The sequence below is a fragment of the Pseudomonas sp. S2_F07 genome (assembly GCF_054668325.1).
The window spans coordinates 3664415-3684041 of sequence record NZ_CP162758.1; the positions used below are offsets into that span (position 1 = coordinate 3664415).

Annotated in this window: 19 protein-coding genes; 6 read left to right on the forward strand and 13 right to left on the reverse strand. The window is 61.1% G+C overall.

The window, feature by feature from the left end:
- Positions 1-58: 58 nt before the first annotated feature.
- The 3 genes from rhtB to AB4O40_RS16625 all read right to left on the reverse strand — a co-directional run bounded on the left by rhtB (position 59) and on the right by AB4O40_RS16625 (position 3314).
- Positions 59-691: a homoserine/homoserine lactone efflux protein gene (gene rhtB / locus AB4O40_RS16615; protein ID WP_056726374.1), complete on the reverse strand. Its 633-nt coding sequence runs from the start codon at positions 689-691 to the stop codon at positions 59-61.
- Positions 692-822: 131 nt separating this feature from the next.
- Positions 823-1404 carry a mechanosensitive ion channel family protein gene (locus AB4O40_RS16620; protein WP_056726373.1) on the reverse strand — a complete coding sequence of 194 codons (582 nt, stop codon included), beginning with the start codon at positions 1402-1404 and terminating at the stop codon, positions 823-825.
- Positions 1404-3314, reverse strand: coding sequence for an ATP-binding cassette domain-containing protein (locus AB4O40_RS16625; protein ID WP_056726372.1), 1911 nt, complete (start codon positions 3312-3314; stop codon positions 1404-1406). Before AB4O40_RS16625 ends, AB4O40_RS16620 begins: the two co-directional genes overlap by 1 nt.
- A 50-nt stretch (positions 3315-3364) precedes the next feature.
- On the opposite strand from AB4O40_RS16625, the gene AB4O40_RS16630 reads away from it, so the two are divergent.
- Positions 3365-3829 (forward strand): TIGR02444 family protein, encoded by a 465-nt coding sequence (locus tag AB4O40_RS16630; RefSeq protein ID WP_223541295.1) that lies wholly within the window; start codon positions 3365-3367, stop codon positions 3827-3829.
- Here AB4O40_RS16630 and AB4O40_RS16635 read toward each other — a convergent pair.
- Positions 3826-4968 (reverse strand): AlgP family protein, encoded by a 1143-nt coding sequence (locus AB4O40_RS16635; RefSeq protein WP_460053826.1) that lies wholly within the window; start codon positions 4966-4968, stop codon positions 3826-3828. The genes AB4O40_RS16630 and AB4O40_RS16635 overlap by 4 nt on opposite strands.
- A gap of 192 nt (positions 4969-5160) precedes the next feature.
- Here AB4O40_RS16635 and AB4O40_RS16640 point away from each other — a divergent pair, with 192 nt between their 5' ends.
- Positions 5161-5826, forward strand: a complete 666-nt coding sequence (locus AB4O40_RS16640; protein WP_056726368.1) for an FKBP-type peptidyl-prolyl cis-trans isomerase — start codon at positions 5161-5163, stop codon at positions 5824-5826.
- A 61-nt stretch (positions 5827-5887) separates the two neighbouring features.
- On the opposite strand, the gene rsd is transcribed toward AB4O40_RS16640, so the two are convergent.
- From rsd to AB4O40_RS16675, 7 genes are all read right to left on the reverse strand, one after another.
- Positions 5888-6346: a sigma D regulator gene (gene rsd / locus AB4O40_RS16645; protein WP_223455405.1), complete on the reverse strand. Its 459-nt coding sequence runs from the start codon at positions 6344-6346 to the stop codon at positions 5888-5890.
- A gap of 177 nt (positions 6347-6523) precedes the next feature.
- Entirely contained in the window at positions 6524-7075 is a 552-nt protein-coding gene (locus AB4O40_RS16650; RefSeq protein WP_056726366.1) for a disulfide bond formation protein B, read from the reverse strand.
- A gap of 263 nt (positions 7076-7338) precedes the next feature.
- Complete coding sequence (locus AB4O40_RS16655) at positions 7339-8577, reverse strand: heme biosynthesis protein HemY (RefSeq protein ID WP_056726365.1); 1239 nt, start codon at positions 8575-8577, stop codon at positions 7339-7341.
- Positions 8574-9737 (reverse strand): uroporphyrinogen-III C-methyltransferase, encoded by a 1164-nt coding sequence (locus AB4O40_RS16660; protein ID WP_056726364.1) that lies wholly within the window; start codon positions 9735-9737, stop codon positions 8574-8576. The genes AB4O40_RS16655 and AB4O40_RS16660 overlap by 4 nt, the downstream gene beginning before the upstream one ends.
- A gap of 16 nt (positions 9738-9753) precedes the next feature.
- A complete protein-coding gene (locus AB4O40_RS16665) occupies positions 9754-10521 on the reverse strand; it encodes a uroporphyrinogen-III synthase (RefSeq protein ID WP_223541292.1) in 768 nt (255 codons plus the stop codon).
- The gene (gene hemC / locus AB4O40_RS16670) at positions 10518-11459 is read right to left on the reverse strand and encodes a hydroxymethylbilane synthase (protein WP_056726362.1); all 942 of its coding nucleotides are present in this window, start codon (positions 11457-11459) and stop codon (positions 10518-10520) included. Before hemC ends, AB4O40_RS16665 begins: the two co-directional genes overlap by 4 nt.
- Positions 11460-11597: 138 nt before the next feature.
- Positions 11598-12344 carry a LytR/AlgR family response regulator transcription factor gene (locus AB4O40_RS16675; protein WP_008048635.1) on the reverse strand — a complete coding sequence of 249 codons (747 nt, stop codon included), beginning with the start codon at positions 12342-12344 and terminating at the stop codon, positions 11598-11600.
- A 460-nt stretch (positions 12345-12804) separates the two neighbouring features.
- Between AB4O40_RS16675 and argH the strand changes: the two genes are divergently transcribed.
- Positions 12805-14199, forward strand: a complete 1395-nt coding sequence (gene argH, locus AB4O40_RS16680; protein ID WP_008001478.1) for an argininosuccinate lyase — start codon at positions 12805-12807, stop codon at positions 14197-14199.
- A 124-nt stretch (positions 14200-14323) separates the two neighbouring features.
- On the opposite strand, the gene AB4O40_RS16685 is transcribed toward argH, so the two are convergent.
- Entirely contained in the window at positions 14324-14983 is a 660-nt protein-coding gene (locus AB4O40_RS16685) for a glutathione S-transferase family protein (protein ID WP_056726361.1), read from the reverse strand.
- Between the two features lie 124 nt (positions 14984-15107).
- Between AB4O40_RS16685 and AB4O40_RS16690 the strand changes: the two genes are divergently transcribed.
- The 3 genes from AB4O40_RS16690 to AB4O40_RS16700 all read left to right on the forward strand — a co-directional run bounded on the left by AB4O40_RS16690 (position 15108) and on the right by AB4O40_RS16700 (position 19008).
- Entirely contained in the window at positions 15108-15392 is a 285-nt protein-coding gene (locus tag AB4O40_RS16690; protein ID WP_046039010.1) for a hypothetical protein, read from the forward strand.
- 332 nt (positions 15393-15724) lie between these two features.
- Positions 15725-15970 carry a TIGR02647 family protein gene (locus tag AB4O40_RS16695; RefSeq protein ID WP_007980796.1) on the forward strand — a complete coding sequence of 82 codons (246 nt, stop codon included), beginning with the start codon at positions 15725-15727 and terminating at the stop codon, positions 15968-15970.
- A 194-nt stretch (positions 15971-16164) separates the two neighbouring features.
- The gene (locus tag AB4O40_RS16700; protein ID WP_460154724.1) at positions 16165-19008 is read left to right on the forward strand and encodes a class I adenylate cyclase; all 2844 of its coding nucleotides are present in this window, start codon (positions 16165-16167) and stop codon (positions 19006-19008) included.
- A 7-nt stretch (positions 19009-19015) separates the two neighbouring features.
- Here AB4O40_RS16700 and rnk read toward each other — a convergent pair whose 3' ends face one another.
- Positions 19016-19426, reverse strand: coding sequence for a nucleoside diphosphate kinase regulator (gene rnk / locus AB4O40_RS16705; protein ID WP_008050852.1), 411 nt, complete (start codon positions 19424-19426; stop codon positions 19016-19018).
- Between the last annotated feature and the right edge of the window lie 201 nt (positions 19427-19627).

A 19627-nucleotide genomic window follows, 5' to 3' on the forward strand; every position in this document is an offset into this window, starting at 1 on the left:
ATTGCTCCCCAAACGAAAAAGGCGACCTCCAGGGTCGCCTTCCTTGTAAGTCGCCGTTTTAAACGGCAGCCCTGCGCAACGTCGCCATGAACGCCGCCGCACCGATGAACAGCCCGGCAAAGGTGCGGTTCATGCGTTTTTGCTGTTTCGGCGTTCGCAACATACGAAGCACTTTGGACGCCAGGCCGGTGTAGCCGGCCATGACAATCAGGTCGACGCAAACCATGGTCACGCCGATCACCAGATACTGAATCAGCAGCGGAGCATGGGGGTCGATGAACTGCGGCAGCACCGCCAGCATGAACACCAGCGCCTTCGGGTTGCTGATGTTCACCAGAAACCCACGGAACACCAGGGCCATCGGCTTGCCGATCTGGCGCAGCGCCGCGTCATCGCTCATATCGCTGGGCAGCGCACGCCATTGCTTGATCGCGAGGTAAACCAGATACGCCACGCCAAACCACTTGATGGCGTAGAAGGCCGTGGCCGAAGCCGTGAGAATGGCGCCGACACCGGCACCGACGATGGCGATCTGCAAAGCCAGGCCCAGTTGCAGGCCCAGGGCGTTCCAGTAGCCGCGCCAGAAACCGTATTGCAGGCCGCTGGACATCGACGCAATGGCGCCGGCACCGGGAGACAGGCTGATGACCCAGCAGGCGGCAAAAAACGCCAGCCATGTTTGAAGCTCCATTGCACACCTCGACTCAGATTCGTGACAGACGTCTAAGCTAATGCGGCTTTGGGCCAATGACTACCGATTTTTTGTAGGACATGGCGACTGCCGACTTGCTCGCGATCGCGGTGTATCAGGCAGCAGAAGCCTTACTTCTCAAACCCGCTGGAAGGAAACACATCCGTCCCGCGCCAGCGCCGTACCGAACGTTGGAAGAACAAACTGTTGGGCACCTGCACCATCGCGCTGCCGGTGCCGAGCTCTTCGGCCTCGACCAGCGTGGTGTAAAGAAGATTGATCGCCACCACCCGGCCTTTGACGCCGGGCTTGTCGGTGGTGTCCACCAACTCGACCACGTCACCGATGCGAAACGGGCCGACGGTGAAGATCAGGATCGCGCACAGCAGGTTCGACAACACGCTCCACATGGCGAAAAACGCCACCGCCGCGACCGCGACGAAACCAGACAACGCGGTCCAGAGCACCGTAGCCGAGACACCGAGTCGCTCCAGGACGAAAATCAGCGCACTACCCATGATCAGCCAGCGTAGACCACCGCGCAGCGGCATCAGCAACTGCGGCGGAAACGGATAGCGCTCACCGAGACGGGTCAGGCATTTGGCGACGAAACGCTGGGCGATGTAGCCGGCCAGAAGGATCAGCAGGATTTGCACCCCAAGCCAGATCGGCTCGGCCCACACCGCCGGTAGCGGCATCTTGAAGGCGTCCATCAGGACAGTGCCTCCAGCTCCGCCTGCATGCTTTCCAGCAATTCCAGGGCTTCCATCCACGCTTCTTCCAGCTCTGCCTCACGCACCTTCAGCCTGGCCTGTTCGGCCAGCAGGTCACGCAATTCGTTCTTGCGCGCCGGCTCGTAGATGTCACTGTCGCCGAGGCTGGCATCGATCTTCGCCAGCTTTTCGTGGAGCTTGCCGAGTTCGGCTTCGAGCTTGTCAGCCTCGCGCTTGTGCGGCGCCAGTTGCTGACGCAACGCAGCAGCGGCCTGACGCTGGGCTTTCTTGTCGGTCTTGTCCGGGTTGACCGGCGTGTTGCTGACCGGGGCGTTGCGCTGGCGATACTCCACCAGCCAGCGGGTGTAGTCCTCCAGGTCGCCGTCGAACTCCTCGACCTTGCCGTCCGCCACCAGATAGAAATTGTCGGTGGTGCTTTTGAGCAAGTGGCGATCGTGAGAAACCACCAATACCGCACCACTGAACTCTTGCAGGGCCATGGTCAGCGCCAGGCGCATTTCCAGGTCCAGATGGTTGGTCGGTTCGTCGAGCAGCAACAGGTTCGGTCGGTCCCAGGCAATCAAGGCCAACGCCAGGCGGGCTTTCTCGCCACCGGAAAAATTCAGTACCGGCTCGTCGATTCGCGCGCCACGGAAGTCGAAACCACCGAGGAAGTCGCGCAGGGTCTGTTCGCGCTCGGTTGGTGCCAGGCGCTGCAGGTGCAGCAACGGGCTGGCCTTGGAGTCCAGAGAATCGAGTTGATGCTGGGCGAAGTAACCGACCACGGTGTTCTCGCCACGGGTCAAGCGGCCGGCCAGAGGCGAAAGCTCACCGGCAAGGTTCTTGATCAGGGTCGACTTACCGGCACCGTTCGGGCCGAGCAGACCGATTCGCGCACCCGGGGTCAGTTGCAGCTTGACCTTCTCCAGCACGGCTTTGTCGCCGTAACCCAAGCGGGCATCGGACAGGTCGATCAGCGGGCTGGAAATCTTCTGCGATTCACGAAAGACAAAGTCGAACGGCGAATCGACATGGGCAGCGGTCAGCTCTTCCATCCGCTCCAGTGCCTTGATCCGGCTCTGGGCCTGACGGGCCTTGGTGGCCTGGGCCTTGAAGCGGGCGATGTAGCTTTCCATGTGCGCACGTTGCACCTGCTGCTTCTCGTACGCCTGCTGTTGCTGGGCCAGGCGTTCGGCACGGGCGCGCTCGAAGGCGCTGTAGCCACCGCGGTACAGGGTGATCTTGCGCTGATCGACGTGGGCTATGTGGTCGACCACGGCATCGAGGAAATCCCGGTCGTGGGAAATCAGCATCAAGGTGCCGGGATAACTCTTGAGCCACTCTTCGAGCCAGATGATGGCGTCGAGGTCGAGGTGGTTGGTCGGTTCGTCGAGCAGCAGCAGGTCCGACGGGCACATCAAGGCCTGCGCCAGGTTCAGGCGCATCCGCCAGCCACCGGAGAAATCCCCGACCTGGCGATCCATCTGCTCGTTGGTGAACCCGAGGCCGGCCAGCAACTTGCGCGCCCGGGCGTCGGCGGTGTAACCGTCGGCGCTGTCGAGCTCCGAGTGCAGGCGGGCCTGTGCGGCACCGTCATGGGCCGCTTCGGCTGCCGCCAGGTCGCGTTGCACCTGGCGCAGGCGCAGGTCGCCATCGAGCACGTAGTCGACCGCCAGGCGCTCGAGGGTGTCGACCTCCTGGCGCATGTGGGCGATACGCCAGTCGGCCGGCAGGAAGCAATCACCCGAGTCCGGGTGCAGTTCGCCCCGAAGCAAGGCGAACAGGCTCGATTTGCCGGCGCCGTTGGCACCGATGAGGCCGGCTTTCTGGCCGGCGTGCAGGGTCAGCTCGGCGTCTTCTAGCAGACGTTGCGGGCCACGCTGTAAAGTCAGGTTCTGAAGTCGAATCATAATGGCGGCGGAGTCTACCAGCTTCGCTCGCAACTGGCGCGAGTAGCACTATGTCCTCTGACCTGTGGAGCTTTTCCCTGAACACTTACGCTCGACCGGGTATTGAGCAGGCATGCCTGCAATTGCAGTCGGCGGGTATCAACGTGTGTCTGTTGCTGTGTGCTGCCTGGTTGGGACAGCGAGGCGTGGCCTGCGATGAGCAGCGCTTGCAACAACTGCGAAGTGTGGCCGCTCCTTGGGACGCCGATGTCGTGCGGCCGTTACGCGCCTTGCGCACCCACTGGAAGGCCGCTGCCACGGCAGACGCCGATTTGCACAACCTGCGTGAACAAGTGAAGGCACTGGAGCTGGAAGCCGAGCGGCATCTGTTGTTGCGGCTCGAGAGAGCAGCGCAGAGTTGGCCGCAAGATGCCGAGACCGATCTATCGGCCTGGCTGGAAGGTGCGGCGGCGGGTGCCGCCCACCTGCACCGCGACGCGCTGCATCAGCTGCGCGTCGCGGTAACCGGCACTTAGGAAGCGCTGGTTGGGGTGGTTGCTGCGATCGATGCGGCAGCCGGCGTTGGCGCTGGCGTGGCTGTCGAGGTGGCTGCTGCTAAAGCAGACGTTGCTGCCGGAGCCGGGTTGGCTGGCTTGGCAACCGGTGCGGTGGCTGGCTTGGCGGCAACCGGCTTTTTCACTGCAGGTTTGGCCGCTGGTTTTGCAGCGGGTTTTGCCGAAGCAGGTTTGGCGGCAACTGGCTTGGCAGCGGCCGGCTTGGCGGCGACTGCTGGTTTCGCTGCAGCTGGTTTTGCGGCTGGTTTGGCAGCCGCTTTTACAGCAGGTTTGGCAGCGGGCTTGGCTGCTGGTTTTGCAGCGACGGGTTTGGCCGCCGGCTTGGCAGCAGGTTTCGCCGCAGCGGTCCGGGCAGCTGGTTTAGCGGCCGGTTTTGCAGCTGCTTTGGCTACTGGTTTTGCAGCCGGTTTAGCTGCTGGTTTTGCAGCGGCGGTTTTAGCTACGGCTGGTTTACCAGCAGCGGTTCTTGCAGCGGCAGGTCGTGCGGCGGCTGGTTTGGCAGCCGTGGTTTTAGCCGCAGGTTTTGCAGCGCTGGCAGCAGCCGGTTTTCTCGCAGCCGGTTTGGCAGCAGGTTTGGCCGCGGCAGTTTTAGCGACTGGCTTGGCAGCTGCAGGTTTTGCAGCAGCAGGCTTGGCCGGTGCTTTTGCAGCAGCCGGTTTGGCAGCGGCTTTCTTCGCTGGTGCCGCAGCAGGCTTGGCCGCACGCAGGGACAACACCTTGCCGACAGCCTCTTGTACACGACCGACGCCCTGGGCCAGTTTCAGGCTTTCCTGAGCATCGCGCTTGAGTTGCAGAATGTAGCCGCGGGTTTCCGATTGACGATCCTTGAGGGCATCGAGCAGTTCCTCAAGATCGGCCACTGCGCCCTTGGCCTTGGCTTGCGCCTTGGCTTTTCCGGCTGCCGCAGCGTCCTGCAATTTAGTACGGGACTTGTGCAGTTTTTCTTGCGCTTTTCCGCGCTGCTTTTCCAGTTTGGCGAGCAACTTTTCAGCATCAGCCAAGGCTTCGGAACAAGCGGTTTCCAGATGCTCGAGCAGGCTGCTCGAGAGTTGTTGGAGCAAGTGCAACGGAGTGTTTACTGGCTTCTTGGTGGCCGACATGGTTTACCTCCTGGCTGAAGTGAGTGCGGCTCATACTAGACCTCTGCAGCAACCGCCGCTAGGGCATGTTGACACTATCGAAAGCGCTGTGTTGCAAAGGTTTGAAAAACTTCTGCCTCGGCGCAAAAGCAGTTCACCGTTGCGCATATTCTCGCTGGCATAATCGCCCGCAATTCAGGTCGGAGAGAGCTCATGTCGCGCTACCTTTTTTTATCGCTGTGTGTGTTTTTTTCGGTGGCCCAGGCCGCCGAAAAAACGCAGGGAAATGAAGCCCACGATCTCGCTTACAGCCTGGGCGCAAGCCTTGGCGAACGCTTGCGCCAGGAGGCTCCCGACCTGCAGCTCCAGGCACTGGTCGAAGGATTGCAGCAGGCCTATCAGGGCAAGCCGCTAGCGCTGAAGGACGAGCAGATCCAGCAGATACTGAACGAGCATGAAGCCCGGATCGCCATGCAGTCAGACGAGCCGCAAAGCGAAATGGCACTGGAAAAAGAACAGCGATTTCTCGCCACGGAAAAAGCCAGACCCGGCGTGCGCGAACTGGCCGATGGCGTGTTGCTGACCGAGTTGACGCCAGGCACTGGCGCCAAGCCCGGACCGAACGGCAAGGTGCAGGTGCTGTACATCGGTCGCTTGCCCGACGGTACGGTGTTCGATCAGAGCAGTCAGCCACAATGGTTCAGTCTCGACAGCGTGATCGCCGGATGGCGTAGCGCGCTGCAGAACATGCCGGTTGGGGCGAAATGGCGACTGGTGATTCCATCGGCTCAAGCCTATGGCGCCGACGGTGCCGGCGACGTGATTGCTCCGTTCACTCCACTGGTGTTCGAAGTTGAATTGCGCGGAGCCACCAGCTGACAACGCAAACAGAAAACGGCGTGCCTTGGCACGCCGTTTCGGGATCTTGCAGAGAAGTGTTTCAGGCCTGAACCGAATCAGTTTCCTTGTGGGCGGTATGCAGCACCTCGATCAGGCAGTCTTCCAGTTCAAAGCGCTCATGCAACAGTCCGCCGAGTGTCTTGAACTCTTCGGCAACACACTTTCCTGCATCACACAGGTCATTGAAGGCGAGCAGCTTTTCGGTGATGACGTCGATACGCGGATAGATCGTCTCGGCGAGCTCCAGGCCACGCTGGTCGTTGAAGGCCTTGGCCTCCCCCGTCAGCTGCTCGTAGATCTCGAAATGCCCGGCCGATACATAATCGACAAGCACGCCGCAGAATTCCTGCAAGGGCTTGCGGTTCTCACCCAGCGCCTCAGGCTTTGCGCCGAGAGCGTCATAGGCCCCGATCAGTTCGTGTCGTTCCTGCAACCAGCGATCAATCAGCAGGTGCACTCCGCCCCAGCGTTCCTGAGCATTCTGACAACTTTCGAGCATGGTGATCTCTCTTCCCTTGTGGGTCAGCTGCTCTATGCCCGCTCGCCTCTTGTAACATCGGTGGGCGGTCAGGCAGAGCGTCATCGAGCAACATAATTCCAATGACACGTGCGGGCCAGATTATGCCCGCGCGACACTGGCTTCAAGGTACGCAGGCGATAAAGTTCATACAAGTGTTTAATCGCCCGCAAAGGCCCGGTGCGACGACTCGCCGCTGAGTGGTCGCTGATAGCCGCTCCAGACCAGTCGCAGCGACTGGTAAATGGCCAGAATCATCATCGCGACGAAGAACAGCAGGCTCCACTCAGTGAGACTCAGATCGAACAGCGTCCAGGAAATTTCCACACAATCGGCAGCGCCCTTGAACATTTGCTGTACGACCGATAGCCACGGCGAGTTGGACAACAGGTCCGCCAGATGCGTCGAGCACGCTGCGACCTGTTCCGCCGGCAGGGTTTGCAGCAGGACTTGTCGCCATGCCGTGACAGTGCCGGCCAGGCTGCAACAAAGACTGAGCAACCAATACAGAACGTTTCCGATGCGACCGGGGCCATGGACCGAAGCCATCAGGCAGACGCCGGTAAGGAGCGCCAGGCAAAACCGCTGCACAAGACACAAGCCACAAGGTCGCAGGCCGACTGCATATTCCAGGTAGTAGGAAACGCCCATCGCCAGGGCACCCGCAATGAAAGCCATGAAAAACAAGGAGCGTGAGCAGGCCAAAGACATGGCTTTTCCGTAAAAGTAGTGACAGACCATTACGGTAGAGGAAAGCGCGACAGCCTTTCAAGGCAAGTGCCCACAGAGACTTCAGCACAGGAGTAGGGAAATCCCGACGCAGGCGAGAGGATAAAATGTAGCCCGCTGTAGGACTTTTCCTGCGACGAAATTTGGCGACTGAATTTCAACTGATCATCGTACTGCGGCGAGGGCGATTGCTCCCTCGCCACAGGTCATCGCTCAGGCGCCGGAGCCCGGCGCCAACGAATGGCTCAAGCGCGGACCGGCGCTGGCAGAGGGGCCGCGAGCAAGCGCTCATCCAACAACCCCAGGCCTTCCTGAAACAGCTGGTTGCTGCGCTCGGCATCGCCCATTTGCGCCAGCAAGCGTGCCAGCTCGGCACAGGCTTCCGGATTGCGTTGTACACGCAGGCTGCTTTCCAGATAGTCCCGGGCCTTGCCCCACAAACTGTTTTGCAGGCATAGACGCCCAAGAGTCAGCAGCAGGCCCGGATCAGCCGGATGGTCCTTGAGCCAGCCTTCGGCGGCCTGCAACTGGCGGACCGGATCATTGCCGCGAACCAGTCCGTAGAGTCGTGCCAGATGACTGTCGTAGCTGCGCTTGAGCGCAGTGCGCAGCACTTCTTCGGCCTCGACCTGAGCCCCCAGTTGCCGCAGCTGTTCGGCATACGCGAGCACCAATTGCGGCTCCTGACGCTGTGCCGAAGTCAGTTGCTGCCAGGCACGTTCCAGCGATTGCTTCCCCACCGTTCCGTCTGCTTCCCGTTGCGCCGCCAGGGACAGGTTCGCCCCCCAGGCCCGACGCTCCAGCTCGGCGAGTTCGGCAGCCGGCAGGATTTTGTCCTTGCGCAGTTCCGGCAACAGGCGAATCACTGCCGACCAGTCACCACGCTGCGCAAGCAGGCGCTGCAACTGACGCAGGGTCTGTGCGTTATGAGGATGGCGTTCACGCATGGCTTGCAGGGTGGCGAGGGCGCCTTCGGTATCACCGCGGTCGGTCTGCAACTGGGCGTGGCTCAAGGCAATCGCCAACTCGGCCTGAGGCTGACGCTCCAGGGCGCGCTCCAGCAAGTTGTCGCTTTCTTCGTAATTACCCAGTTCGTTCGCGGCACGGGCAGCGCCGAGGTAGTAAAGCAGCGGCTGGCGCTCGGCTTCGGCAGCCCGATACAAGTGCCGTTGCGCGTTGGCCCAGCGTCCCTCGGCCAGGTCCAGCTGACCGTGTTCGATCGCCACCTGCACCCGACGGCTGCGGTTGCGCCGCGACCACGGATTGACCACGCCACTGGAAGCCATCACCAGTTCGACCAGCGACTTGATGCCCCAGATCACCAGCCAGAGCACAGCCACCAGCGCCAAGGTAGCCCACAGGCTCGACTCGTAACGGAAGGTCTTGTAGGCAATCAGCACATAGCCGGAGTGTTCGGCAATCGCCAACCCGAGCGCAGCGGTAGCAGCGATCACGAAGAACACGATCACATAGAGGCGTCTCATGGCGTGGCCTCCGGCGCGGCGTTCGCGGCAGGCCTGGCCAGTGGCTTGACCGAATCTTCAGCGTTGACGTTGCGCCGCTCCAGATACCCCTGCACCGCGCTCAGGGTGCCGGTCATGTCCGGAGTGACGACGGTGACAGGTTGCTTGCTCAACTCGGCGACCTGCTCAAGCATGACTTTGCTTTGCGCGTTGTCCGGGTTGAAGTTGCCCTTGAGGATGTCCCGCGCCTCGTCCAGCACCTGGGAGTAAACCGCCGCCTGGCCATTGAGTGCGGCCCACTGCGCCTGCTCCAGCGCCAGGCTCAGGGCCAGGCGTACCTGACTCAGGCTCTGGCCGGCCAACAATGGGCGAACGTTTTTGTCAGCATTGAAATCGATGCGGATGTAGCGCGAAATCTGATCCCACCATTGCGCCCAGCGACTGGCACCGTCGCCATCGGCAGTCAGGCCCAGCAACGAATCACCTCGGTCCTTGTACTCCGGTGCCAGCTCGGTGAGGCTGGCCACTTGATCACGCAGCGCGCCAAGACGCAGGAACAGCCCGGTGCGATCCGGTTGTTCGGTGCTGCGCAAGGCGATCAGGGTCTTGGCCACCTGCTCGCGAGCGGCAAAGGAGCCCGGGTCGTTTTGCTCGCGCAGTATCTCGTCGGCACCCTGGACCAGTGCCTGGGCACTGCTGATGTCCTGCAACGCGGACAGTCGCAGGCTGGCCAGACGTAGCAGGTGCTCGGCCTCGGCCAGACGCCAGTCCTTGCGGCTGGCGCCGAGAACGGTTTCCAGCCGTTGGTTCAACCGCTGCTGATCACCTTGCAGCTGAATCACCAGGCGACTGCGTGCTTCCAGCTCATCGGCGGGAGGCAATTGCGCCAGGCGTGCGCTCAGGCGCTCCTCATTGAGCTTGAGGCTTTGCGCCTGGTCATTCAGCGCCTGCACCTGGCTCAGTTGCTGCTGATTATTGGCCTGCAGGTGACGCACCTGCCAGACACCCCAACCGCCCACGGCTACACCGGCTGCGCCCAACAGCAGCGCGATGATTGCCAGACCATTGCCTCGACGCTGCTCGGCAGCAGGTGGCGGCGGCGACACTTCATCAACAGGAGCATCAACAGGTGCATCAAGCACCGGTCGCGAGTCATCTTTAGGCAAGGCTGTTTCGCTCACGTATCCATCCTTTGCATCAGAAAACGGGTACGGGATGCTCCCGCAACGCCGTCAGCAAGGCCGCGGCACTGGCGCCGCGACAATCCACAACTGTTTTGGCCCCGGCGGCACGCGCCATCTCGGCAACCCTGGGGCTCGGTACAAACAACGGCAACCGCGCCAACTGCGGCCAGGCATCGCCGGCCAATTGGTGCAGGTGCTCAAAACCTTGTCCACTGCTGACCACCAACCCGTTCAGGCGTTCCGCCTGGATCCGTTGCGGCAGCAGTGTCGGCGGATAAATCGGCAACCCCCGGCGGTACAACTCCAGATACTCGACACTAGCACCAAGCTCACGCAAACGCTCAGCCAGCAACTCGCGCCCGCCCTCCCCGCGCAGGATCAGCACTCGCGCATCGGGTTGTGCGATAGCCTCGCGCAGACGGGAAAGTTCGAGCAAGGCTTCACTGTCATCGCCTTCTGCCGGGAAGCTCACGTCCAGCCCGTGATCCTCGAGGATCCGCGCAGTCGCCGCGCCGACGCTGAACCACTTCACACCGGGCGGTGTTGGCCAATACCGCTCGAGCAGTTCGACGCCGATCCGGGCTGCCGGCTTGCTGACCACGATGACGGCGCAGAACTGATCCAGCGCCTGAATCACCTGGCGCATTGTGTCAGTGGTCGCAATGGGCATGATGTCCAAAAGCGGCAGGCTGTTACTGAATATCCCCTGCTCGGCCAAAAGGCTGCTCAGCGCCGCCGCTTCTTCGGCGGGACGCGTCAGCAGCAAGCGCCAGCCGATCACTCGTGACCAGCCTCGCCATAGACCGCCTTGAGGATGGCGCCGGCACCCTGGCTGAGCAGGTCTTCGGCGACTCGCACACCCAGCGCCTCGGCATCGTCGCGAGGAGCCCGGGCCTGTGCGCTGAGCAGCAGGCCACCGGCCGGATCGCCCACCAGCCCGCGCAACCAGACTTGCTCGCCCTCCAGCACGGCGTAGCAGGCGATCGGCACCTGGCAGCCACCATTGAGGTGCTTGTTGAGGGCTCGTTCAGCGGTCACGCGAGTGGCGGTATCCTGGTGATGCAGGGGTGTCAGCAACGCATGGATTTCACTGTCGCCGCTGCGGCATTCGATACCCACCGCGCCCTGGCCACCGGCCGGAAGGCTGTCGTCGACGCTGATGGCCGAGCTGATGCGATCTTCGAATCCCAGGCGGATCAGGCCGGCGGCGGCGAGGATGATGGCGTCGTATTCGCCGGCATCGAGCTTGGCCAGGCGAGTGTTGACGTTGCCGCGCAGGAAACGGATTTCCAGGTCCGGGCGGCGGGTCAGCAATTGAGCCTGGCGACGCAAGCTGGAGGTGCCGACGATGCTGCCCCGGGGCAACTCATCCAGGCGGGTGTAGGTGTTGGAAACGAAGGCATCGCGCGGGTCTTCCCGCTCGCAGATGCAGAACAGGCCGAGGCCTTCGGGGAAGTCCATCGGCACGTCCTTCATCGAGTGCACGGCGATGTCGGCTTCATTTTCCAGCAGCGCGGTTTCGAGCTCCTTGACGAACAGGCCTTTGCCGCCGATTTTCGACAGCGGTGAGTCAAGCAGCTTGTCACCACGGCTGACCATGGGGACGAGGGTCACCAGCAGGCCCGGATGAGCCGCTTCAAGACGGGCTTTGACGTATTCGGCCTGCCAAAGGGCGAGAGCGCTTTTGCGGGTGGCGATGCGGATCTGGCGAGAGGACATGGATCAATCCGTACTGAATAGATACGGCGGATAATAACAGCTCAGCCAAATCCACTTTGACTTGTATCAGATACTACTCGGCCTCCCTGGCCCCGGATGTCCGGCAATCGGGTGTAAAATTGGCCTGCGAACAGCTGTTTAAAGCTGTTGCATCATTTTGCGTACCCCAGCCACATGACGACGGCTGACGATCAGCGCATCACCGTTGAGGCCTTTCAGGAATAGCTGAAAATGTCCCAAGGGTGTGCGTTGCAATCGCTCGATACGCTCACGGGCGACCAGTGCATTGCGATGGATACGCACGAAACGGTCACCGAATTCATCTTCGAGGGCCTTGAGCGGCTCATCGAGCAGCACTTCGCCGCTTTCGTGGCGCAAGGTCACGTATTTGTGGTCGGCAATGAAATACACCACCTGATCCAGCGGAATCAGCTCGATCCCCTTACGGGTTCGGGCGCTGATATGGCTGCGCGGGCCGTTGCCGCTTTCGGCGGCAGGGCGGGTCAGGGCGGCGAGCTGGGCACGATTGGGGCGCTCGGCTCTCTTTAATGCGTCATGTAATTGTTCAGTTCTCACAGGTTTCACCAGATAGCCTACGGCGCTGGCCTGTAAGGCTTCCACGGCAAATTCATCGGGCCCGGCGCAGAACACCACGGCGGGCGGAGTTTCGCGTTCGCATAACCGAGCAGCCACTTGCAGGCCATCCAGGCCGGGCATGCGGATATCGAGCAGCACGATATCCGGCTTGTGGCTGTCGATCAGTGCCAACGCCTCTTCGCCATTCGTGGCACTAGGCTCCAGGACACTGTATCCCTCGAGTTCGCCAACCATGCGGCTCAGGCGCTCTCGGGCCAAGGGTTCGTCATCAACGATCAGGACATTCATATTGCGCTGGATTCCTGCGTGAGTCTCGCACAAGGATAGCGTAGACAGGTGAAGTGACATCCGTCACCGCGATCCACGCTAAGACTAGCGCGAGCGCCAAAAAGTGCCGTTGGTCCGGCGGCTAAATTTTCATCTGCCGGGCGATTGGCGGCCCAGGCCCGCGTTGGCGATGCATCGCCACAGGGTTTGCTGATACGCAATATGAACACCCCACTCTTCTTATAGCCAGCGGCTGCACCGAGAAGTGCGCTGATCCTACTGTCCAACTGTAGACGGTTGCCGGGACGATATTGCTCAATTGGAAAATATCGTTCTGCAAAAATGCGCGGATATTGCCCGGGCCCGGGCTCTCGCCCCCAAAAAAACGTATCGACCAGTGTCAGCGACAGGATTGGCAACCCTGTTATTATCCGCGCCAGCGTTCCACGCCTTCTTACTTCAAGCCGATACGAGCGAATTCATGAGCACTGACAAGACCAATCAGTCCTGGGGCGGCCGCTTCAGTGAACCCGTCGACGCCTTCGTCGCCCGCTTCACCGCCTCCGTCACCTTCGACCAGCGCCTGTATCGCCACGACATCATGGGCTCGATCGCCCACGCCACCATGCTGGCCAAGGTCGGCGTGCTGACCGATGCCGAGCGCGACAGCATCATCGATGGCCTGAACACCATCCAGGGTGAAATCGAGGCCGGTCAGTTCGACTGGCGCATCGACCTCGAAGACGTTCACATGAACATCGAGGCACGCCTGACCGACCGCATCGGCGTGACCGGTAAAAAGTTGCACACCGGCCGCAGCCGTAACGATCAGGTCGCCACCGACATCCGTCTGTGGCTGCGTGACGAGATCGACCTGATCCTGGCCGAAATCACCCGCCTGCAAAAAGGCCTGCTGGAGCAGGCCGAGCGCGAAGCCGCCAGCATCATGCCGGGGTTCACCCACCTGCAGACCGCACAGCCGGTGACGTTCGGGCACCACATGCTGGCCTGGTTCGAAATGCTCAGCCGCGACTATGAACGCCTGGTCGACTGCCGCAAACGCACCAACCGCATGCCATTGGGCAGCGCGGCGCTGGCCGGCACCACCTATCCGATCGATCGTGAATACACCGCCCAACTCCTGGGTTTCGACGCGGTTGGCGGCAATTCGCTGGACAACGTCTCCGATCGTGATTTCGCCATCGAATTCTGCTCGGCGGCCAGTATCGCGATGATGCACCTGTCGCGCTTCTCCGAAGAGCTGGTGCTGTGGACCAGCGCGCAGTTCCAGTTTATCGATCTGCCCGACCGTTTCTGCACCGGCAGCTCGATCATGCCGCAAAAGAAAAACCCGGACGTACCGGAGCTCGTGCGTGGCAAGACCGGTCGCGTGTTCGGCGCACTGATGGGCCTGCTGACCCTGATGAAAGGCCAGCCCCTGGCCTACAACAAGGACAACCAGGAAGACAAGGAACCGCTGTTCGACGCCGCTGACACCCTGCGCGACTCGCTGCGGGCCTTTGCCGACATGGTGCCGGCGATCAAGCCCAAGCACGCGATGATGCGCGAAGCAGCCCTGCGCGGTTTCTCCACCGCCACCGACCTGGCCGACTACCTGGTGCGTCGCGGCCTGCCATTCCGTGATTGCCACGAAATCGTTGGCCATGCCGTGAAGTACGGCGTGGACAGCGGCAAGGACCTGGCGGAAATGAGCCTGGAAGAACTACGCAAGTTCAGCGACCAGATCGATCAGGACGTGTTCGCCGTGCTGACCCTGGAAGGCTCGGTCAATGCCCGCAACCACATCGGCGGCACCGCGCCGGCGCAGGTGAAGGCTGCCGTGGCTCGTGGTCAGGCGCTGCTCGCCAGCCGCTAAATCGCCAAAAACTTCGCGAGCAGGCTCGCTCCCACACTGGATAGTGTTCGCACATCCAATCCTGTGGGAGCGAGCCGGCTCCGGGCGGCGTTCCGACGATGCCTGACTTCAAAACCCCACAGAATTACTTCTTGGCAGCGATCATCGCCATGAACGCCGGCATCGCCGCCTCTCTGTCCGCCGCAATTCGCTGAACGTTGGGGTTCTGTCCCAGACGTTCCAGCAACGCCCTGGCCGCCGGCATTTCTGCCAGCAGATCAATCCCGAACACCTTCTGCCCGACCGCACTGGCCAATGACACGCTGTACTGGAAGTACAGATCGGCAATGCTCAAGCTTTCTCCAGCCACATAAGGGGCGAATTTGCCGTGCCTGGCCAGGGAGGCAAACCCCAGTAGCAACTCAGCCTTGCTCTTTTCCTTGATCGCCTCCGACACCGTCATGCCAAAAAATGCTTCCGGGAAGCAGGCACGCGCCGGCAGTTCGATGTACAGCTCGATTTCCTTGGCTAACGCCAGCACCTGCGCGCGCTCGAACGGCTCATTCGGCAGCAGTGGCTTGCCCTTTTGGGCTTGTTCGATGTACTCGAGAATCACGCTGGTTTCGTTGATGTAGCCCTGCTCGACACCCAGCACCGGGACCTTGCCCCGCGGGCTGATCGCCAATGACTCCGGGGTCTGGGTCGGGACGAACATGACCTCCTCGAATGGCAGGCCTTTTTCCAGCAACGCCAGTTTGACCATGTTGTAGTAGTTGCTGACACAAAATCCATAAAGTTTAAACATCACATAGCCTCCAGGCCGTGCGGGGTGGGCAGTGCCTGTTTATAGAACGCTGCCGGGATTCTTGCCAGCAGCATCACGCCGCTGAATGCGGGTAAACTGGCCGCCTTTCCCTTAGGAGCCTGCCATGAGCGAGCCAACCGATATCGACAACGACGAAGAAGAGTTCGCCGAAAGCACCCTGATCCAGGCCATCGAAAACCAGATCGAAAGCGACAACCCGCCGGCTGCCAAGGCGACGTTCAACAAGCTGACACTGGTGGGTTACGAACGCGAAGAAATTCTCAACCTGATGGCTCACGTTTTGGCGGTAGAAATCGACGCGATCCTCGAAGAAGACCGCGCGTTCAACACCGAATGGTACGAAGCTGCCCTGCGCGCCTTGCCTGAGTTGCCGCCGGAAAAGCAGTAAGCATCGAAATCGATTCTTGTGGCGAGGGAGCTTGCTTCCGCTGGGTCGCGAAGCGGCCCCAAAAGCTTTGCGACTGCTTCGCAGCCGAGCGGGACGGTGCGGCGATCCGACAAGCTCCCTCGCCACAGGAAAGCAAGCTACACACATTTTGTTGCCAATCCTGCCTGCCGTCTCCCGACACCTGACTACACTGGAAACACCCCGCTGCCCCACCATCCGCCGGGGGAAGGCTACCCGAGGCAAAAAACCCTGTCGCGAGCACTGGACATGCCGCGCAAGTGGGATCACCTTAGGGGCGCTGTCGTCCAATTCCTAGAAAGTCTGGAGTCCTTATGTCGCTTACCCCTGAGTTGGTTGCCGAACTGGAAGTCCTCGCACTCTTCAACCTGGACAGTTCCCAGGAAGGTCTGAAAATTCATCAGACCGCTGCCCCGAAACACATTGCCGCCGCCAAACGCCTCTTTGAAAAAGAACTGACCGACCAACCTGACGGCGGTTACCTGACCAGCCTGGGTCGTGACGCCGCGCAAAATGTGCAATCCGTGCTGACCATTCTTAACGCCGAAGTAACAGCCTGAATTCTGCCGCATCGCCCACGGAGACCCCGACCCAGGGATTTCCGCGGGCACATTCCCCTGATGCCTGCCCCCAATCGTTAGAAATCTGACGCCAGAAAAACAAAATCAGCTTAAAAGTCCTCGCCCCAAGGCGCTAAACTGCCCCACATCCGAAGAGCCCCACGTCCGAGCCCTGCGAGCCGGTTTGAGCTGACATGACGCGCACCCACGAAATCCGCCCTGATCTGGACGAGGGAATCGATCGCAAGGTTCTCAGCCAGCTGCGCGCACGCTTTCTGAAACTCAACGAAGGACGCATGGCTCGCGCCATGGAAGGGTTGTCGACCCGCCAGCAAGGGGTTCTGACCTTGCTGCCGCTGTTTTTCCACGTTAACCATCCGCTGTTGCCCGGCTATGTTTCGGGCGGTACGCCGGCCGGGATGTCGAATTTCGAACCGGATGCCAATGTCCTCGCTGAAGCCCAGCGCCTGACCCGCTCGTTTTCCTATAAGCCGCGCCACGGCAGCAACCAGCCAAGACCAATTCATGGTCTGTTCCTGATGGGCAGCCTCGGCACCCTGGCGCAGGCTGACCAGAGCGACATGGATGTGTGGGTCTGCCATGGGCCGGACCTGAGCGAAAACGAACTCGTCGAGCTGCGCAAGAAATGCCAGTTGCTGGAAGCCTGGGCCGCCAGCCAGGGCGCCGAAGCGCATTTTTTCTTGATCGATCCGAGCCGTTTCGTCCGCGGTGAGCGTGATACCCAACTGAGCTCGGAGGATTGCGGCACTACCCAGCACTACCTGTTGCTGGACGAGTTTTACCGCACCGCGATCTGGCTCGCCGGGCGCACACCGATCTGGTGGCTGGTGCCGGTCTACGAAGAGTCGAGCTACGACCGCTACACCCATGCCTTGATCTCCAAACGCTTCATCCGTGCCGATGAAACCCTCGACCTCGGCAACCTGGCCTACATCCCTCCCGGCGAATTTATCGGTGCCGGGCTCTGGCAGCTGTTCAAGGGCATCGAGTCGCCCTACAAGTCGGTTCTCAAGCTGCTGCTGACTGAGGTTTATGCCAGTGAACACCCCGGGGTCCATTGCCTGAGCCTGCGCTTCAAGCAGGCGGTGTTCGCCAACCGGCTCGACCTCGACGAGCTGGATCCATACGTCGTGGTGTACCGGCGCATCGAGGAATACCTGATTGCCCGCAACGAACCGGAACGCCTGGAACTGGTGCGTCGCGCGTTGTACCTGAAGGTCAATCGCAAACTCACCGGCAACAGCCGCACCCAGAGCTGGCAGCGCTCTTTGCTCGAGCGCCTGGCCCATGAATGGCACTGGGACCAGCGGCAACTGACCCTGCTCGACAGCCGCAGCCAGTGGAAAGTCCGCCAGGTCGGCTCCGAACGGCGGGCACTGGTCAACGAGCTGAACTACAGCTACCGCTTCCTCACCCAGTTTGCCCGTCACGAACAAACGGTCAGCCGTATCAACAAACGCGACCTGAGCGTCCTCGGCCGTCGCCTGTATGCCGCTTTCGAGCGCAAGGCCGGCAAAGTCGAATTCATCAACCCTGGCATCGCCCCGGATCTGGCTGAAGACACCCTGACGCTGGTGCACGCACCGAACAAGAAAGAACCGGGGCAAAGCCAGTGGGGCTTGTACAACGGCAGCCTGACGGCACTGGAGTGGGAACATTTCGCGCCGATCAAACGCAGCCGTCACCTGCTCGAACTGCTGACCTGGTGCCACCGCAATGGCGTGATCGACAGCAGCACCCGCCTGGCCTTGCACCCCGGCACCAGCAACTTGAGTGAATTCGAACTGTTCAATCTGCTTGGCAGCCTGCAACAGACCATCGCCCTGCCCTTGCCCACCGTCGCCGAGGAACCTCTGTTGCGCGCAAGCGTACCGAGTGAAGTGCTGATCCTGGTGAATGTCGGCATCGATCCGCTCAAGCACCATCGCGACCTGAACATCCTCATGACCACCGAACGCACCGACTCCCTGAGCTACGCCGGTGTCCGGGAAAATCTGGTGCTGACCCTGGACCAGGTCACGCTCAATAGCTGGAACGAAGTCCTGGTCGGTCGCTACGACGGTCCCCACGCCCTGCTCGACTGCATCCGCGACTACCTCAACAACCTGCCAACCGGATCACAACAGCCGAAGCTGAGGGTGCGCTGCTTCTGCCATAACCGCGCGCAGTTCATTGCCCAACGGGTCGAGGAAATCCTCGATACCGCGCAGAACCTGCTGCTGAGCCGGCTCAATCATCGCTACCTGATCCAGGTCCAGCAGCACTACCACGTGCTGGAGTTGGTGCCGGGCCAGGTCCAGCACATAGCACTGGCCACTCTGCCGGCACTGATCGATTACCTGGGCAAGGAAATGACGAGCTACAGTCCGTTGCACCTCGATCCGAAGGCACTGGAAGACCACGACCTCGCGCTGTTCCTGCCAACGGGCCAGCCGGACTGCATTCAAGTGTTCTACCGGGTCAATGAAGATCAGGCTGATCTGTACGTGCTCGATGAGTTCAACGCCCTGTGGCAGCAACGCCTGCCCTGGCACGATGAGCAAAGCCTGCTGGTGCCGCTGCAGCGTTTCCTGCAATCGATCCAGTACCGTCGCGATGCCCTGTTGCCGATGGACGCGGCCCACCCCTTGAACCTCGACACCCTGTATTGCCAGCTGCTGCCGTCAGGCCCTGGCCGGGCGCGCCGCATCGAAGCCCGGCCGGCACCGCAGACGCCGGTGAACAAGCCGTTCTACGACGTGCAGGCGATCGTCGGCAAAGCCGCACCGGGTCAGGTGCAGGTGACGTTGTATTGCAATCAACGGGAGTTTTCCGAGCTGGAACATGGCGACCAGTTGTTCCGCGTGGTCGCCCGGGAAATCGTCGGGCAGCGCCGGGAAACCGAACGCTACCGCTGCTACATCACCGATCTCGACCTGTCAGGCCTGCTGGGCGAAGGGCAGAGTTCCACCCATCTGTACCTGCGCTACAAGGCAGACCTGGAGCACGCGTTGAACGAGGCGCTTGATCAGGCCTGAGGGGGTCTCACTCCGGGAACGCGCCGCCATTGGCCGGCTGCGATTCGACTTCCAGCAACGTCAGCTTCAGGGTCTTGCCGCCCGGAGCCGGCCAATCGATGTGCTGGCCAACCTTCAGGCCCAGCAACGCGCTGCCCACGGGCGCCAGGATCGAGACCTTGCCTTCGTCGGCATTTGCATCCTTGGGGTACACCAGGGTCAGGTGGTAGTCCTTGCCACTGCCTTCTTCGCGGCAATGCACTCGGGAATTCATGGTCACGACATCCGCCGGCACTTCATCGTGGCCGACCAGGGTATCGGCGCGATCCAGTTCGGTTTGCAGCGCAATAACGCCCGGCAGCGTGTCGTCCAGGCTGTCGATCAGACGCTCCAGACGCTGTACGTCCAGACGGGTAAGGGTGATGGAAGGTGCGGTCATGATCTGGGCAGACTCCTTTCTTCTGCACGAAAAAAGCAAAACCCCGCCAGAAAAAGGCGGGGTTTTCATCAGCCTCGATGGGTTGAGGCGTTTCTGGACACTATCACAGCTCAAAAAATATACAAGCCGCCACACGGCGGCGTAGGAGCTGCCGCAGGCTGCGATCTCTTGATCTTGTTCTTCGGCAATCTTCAGAGCTGC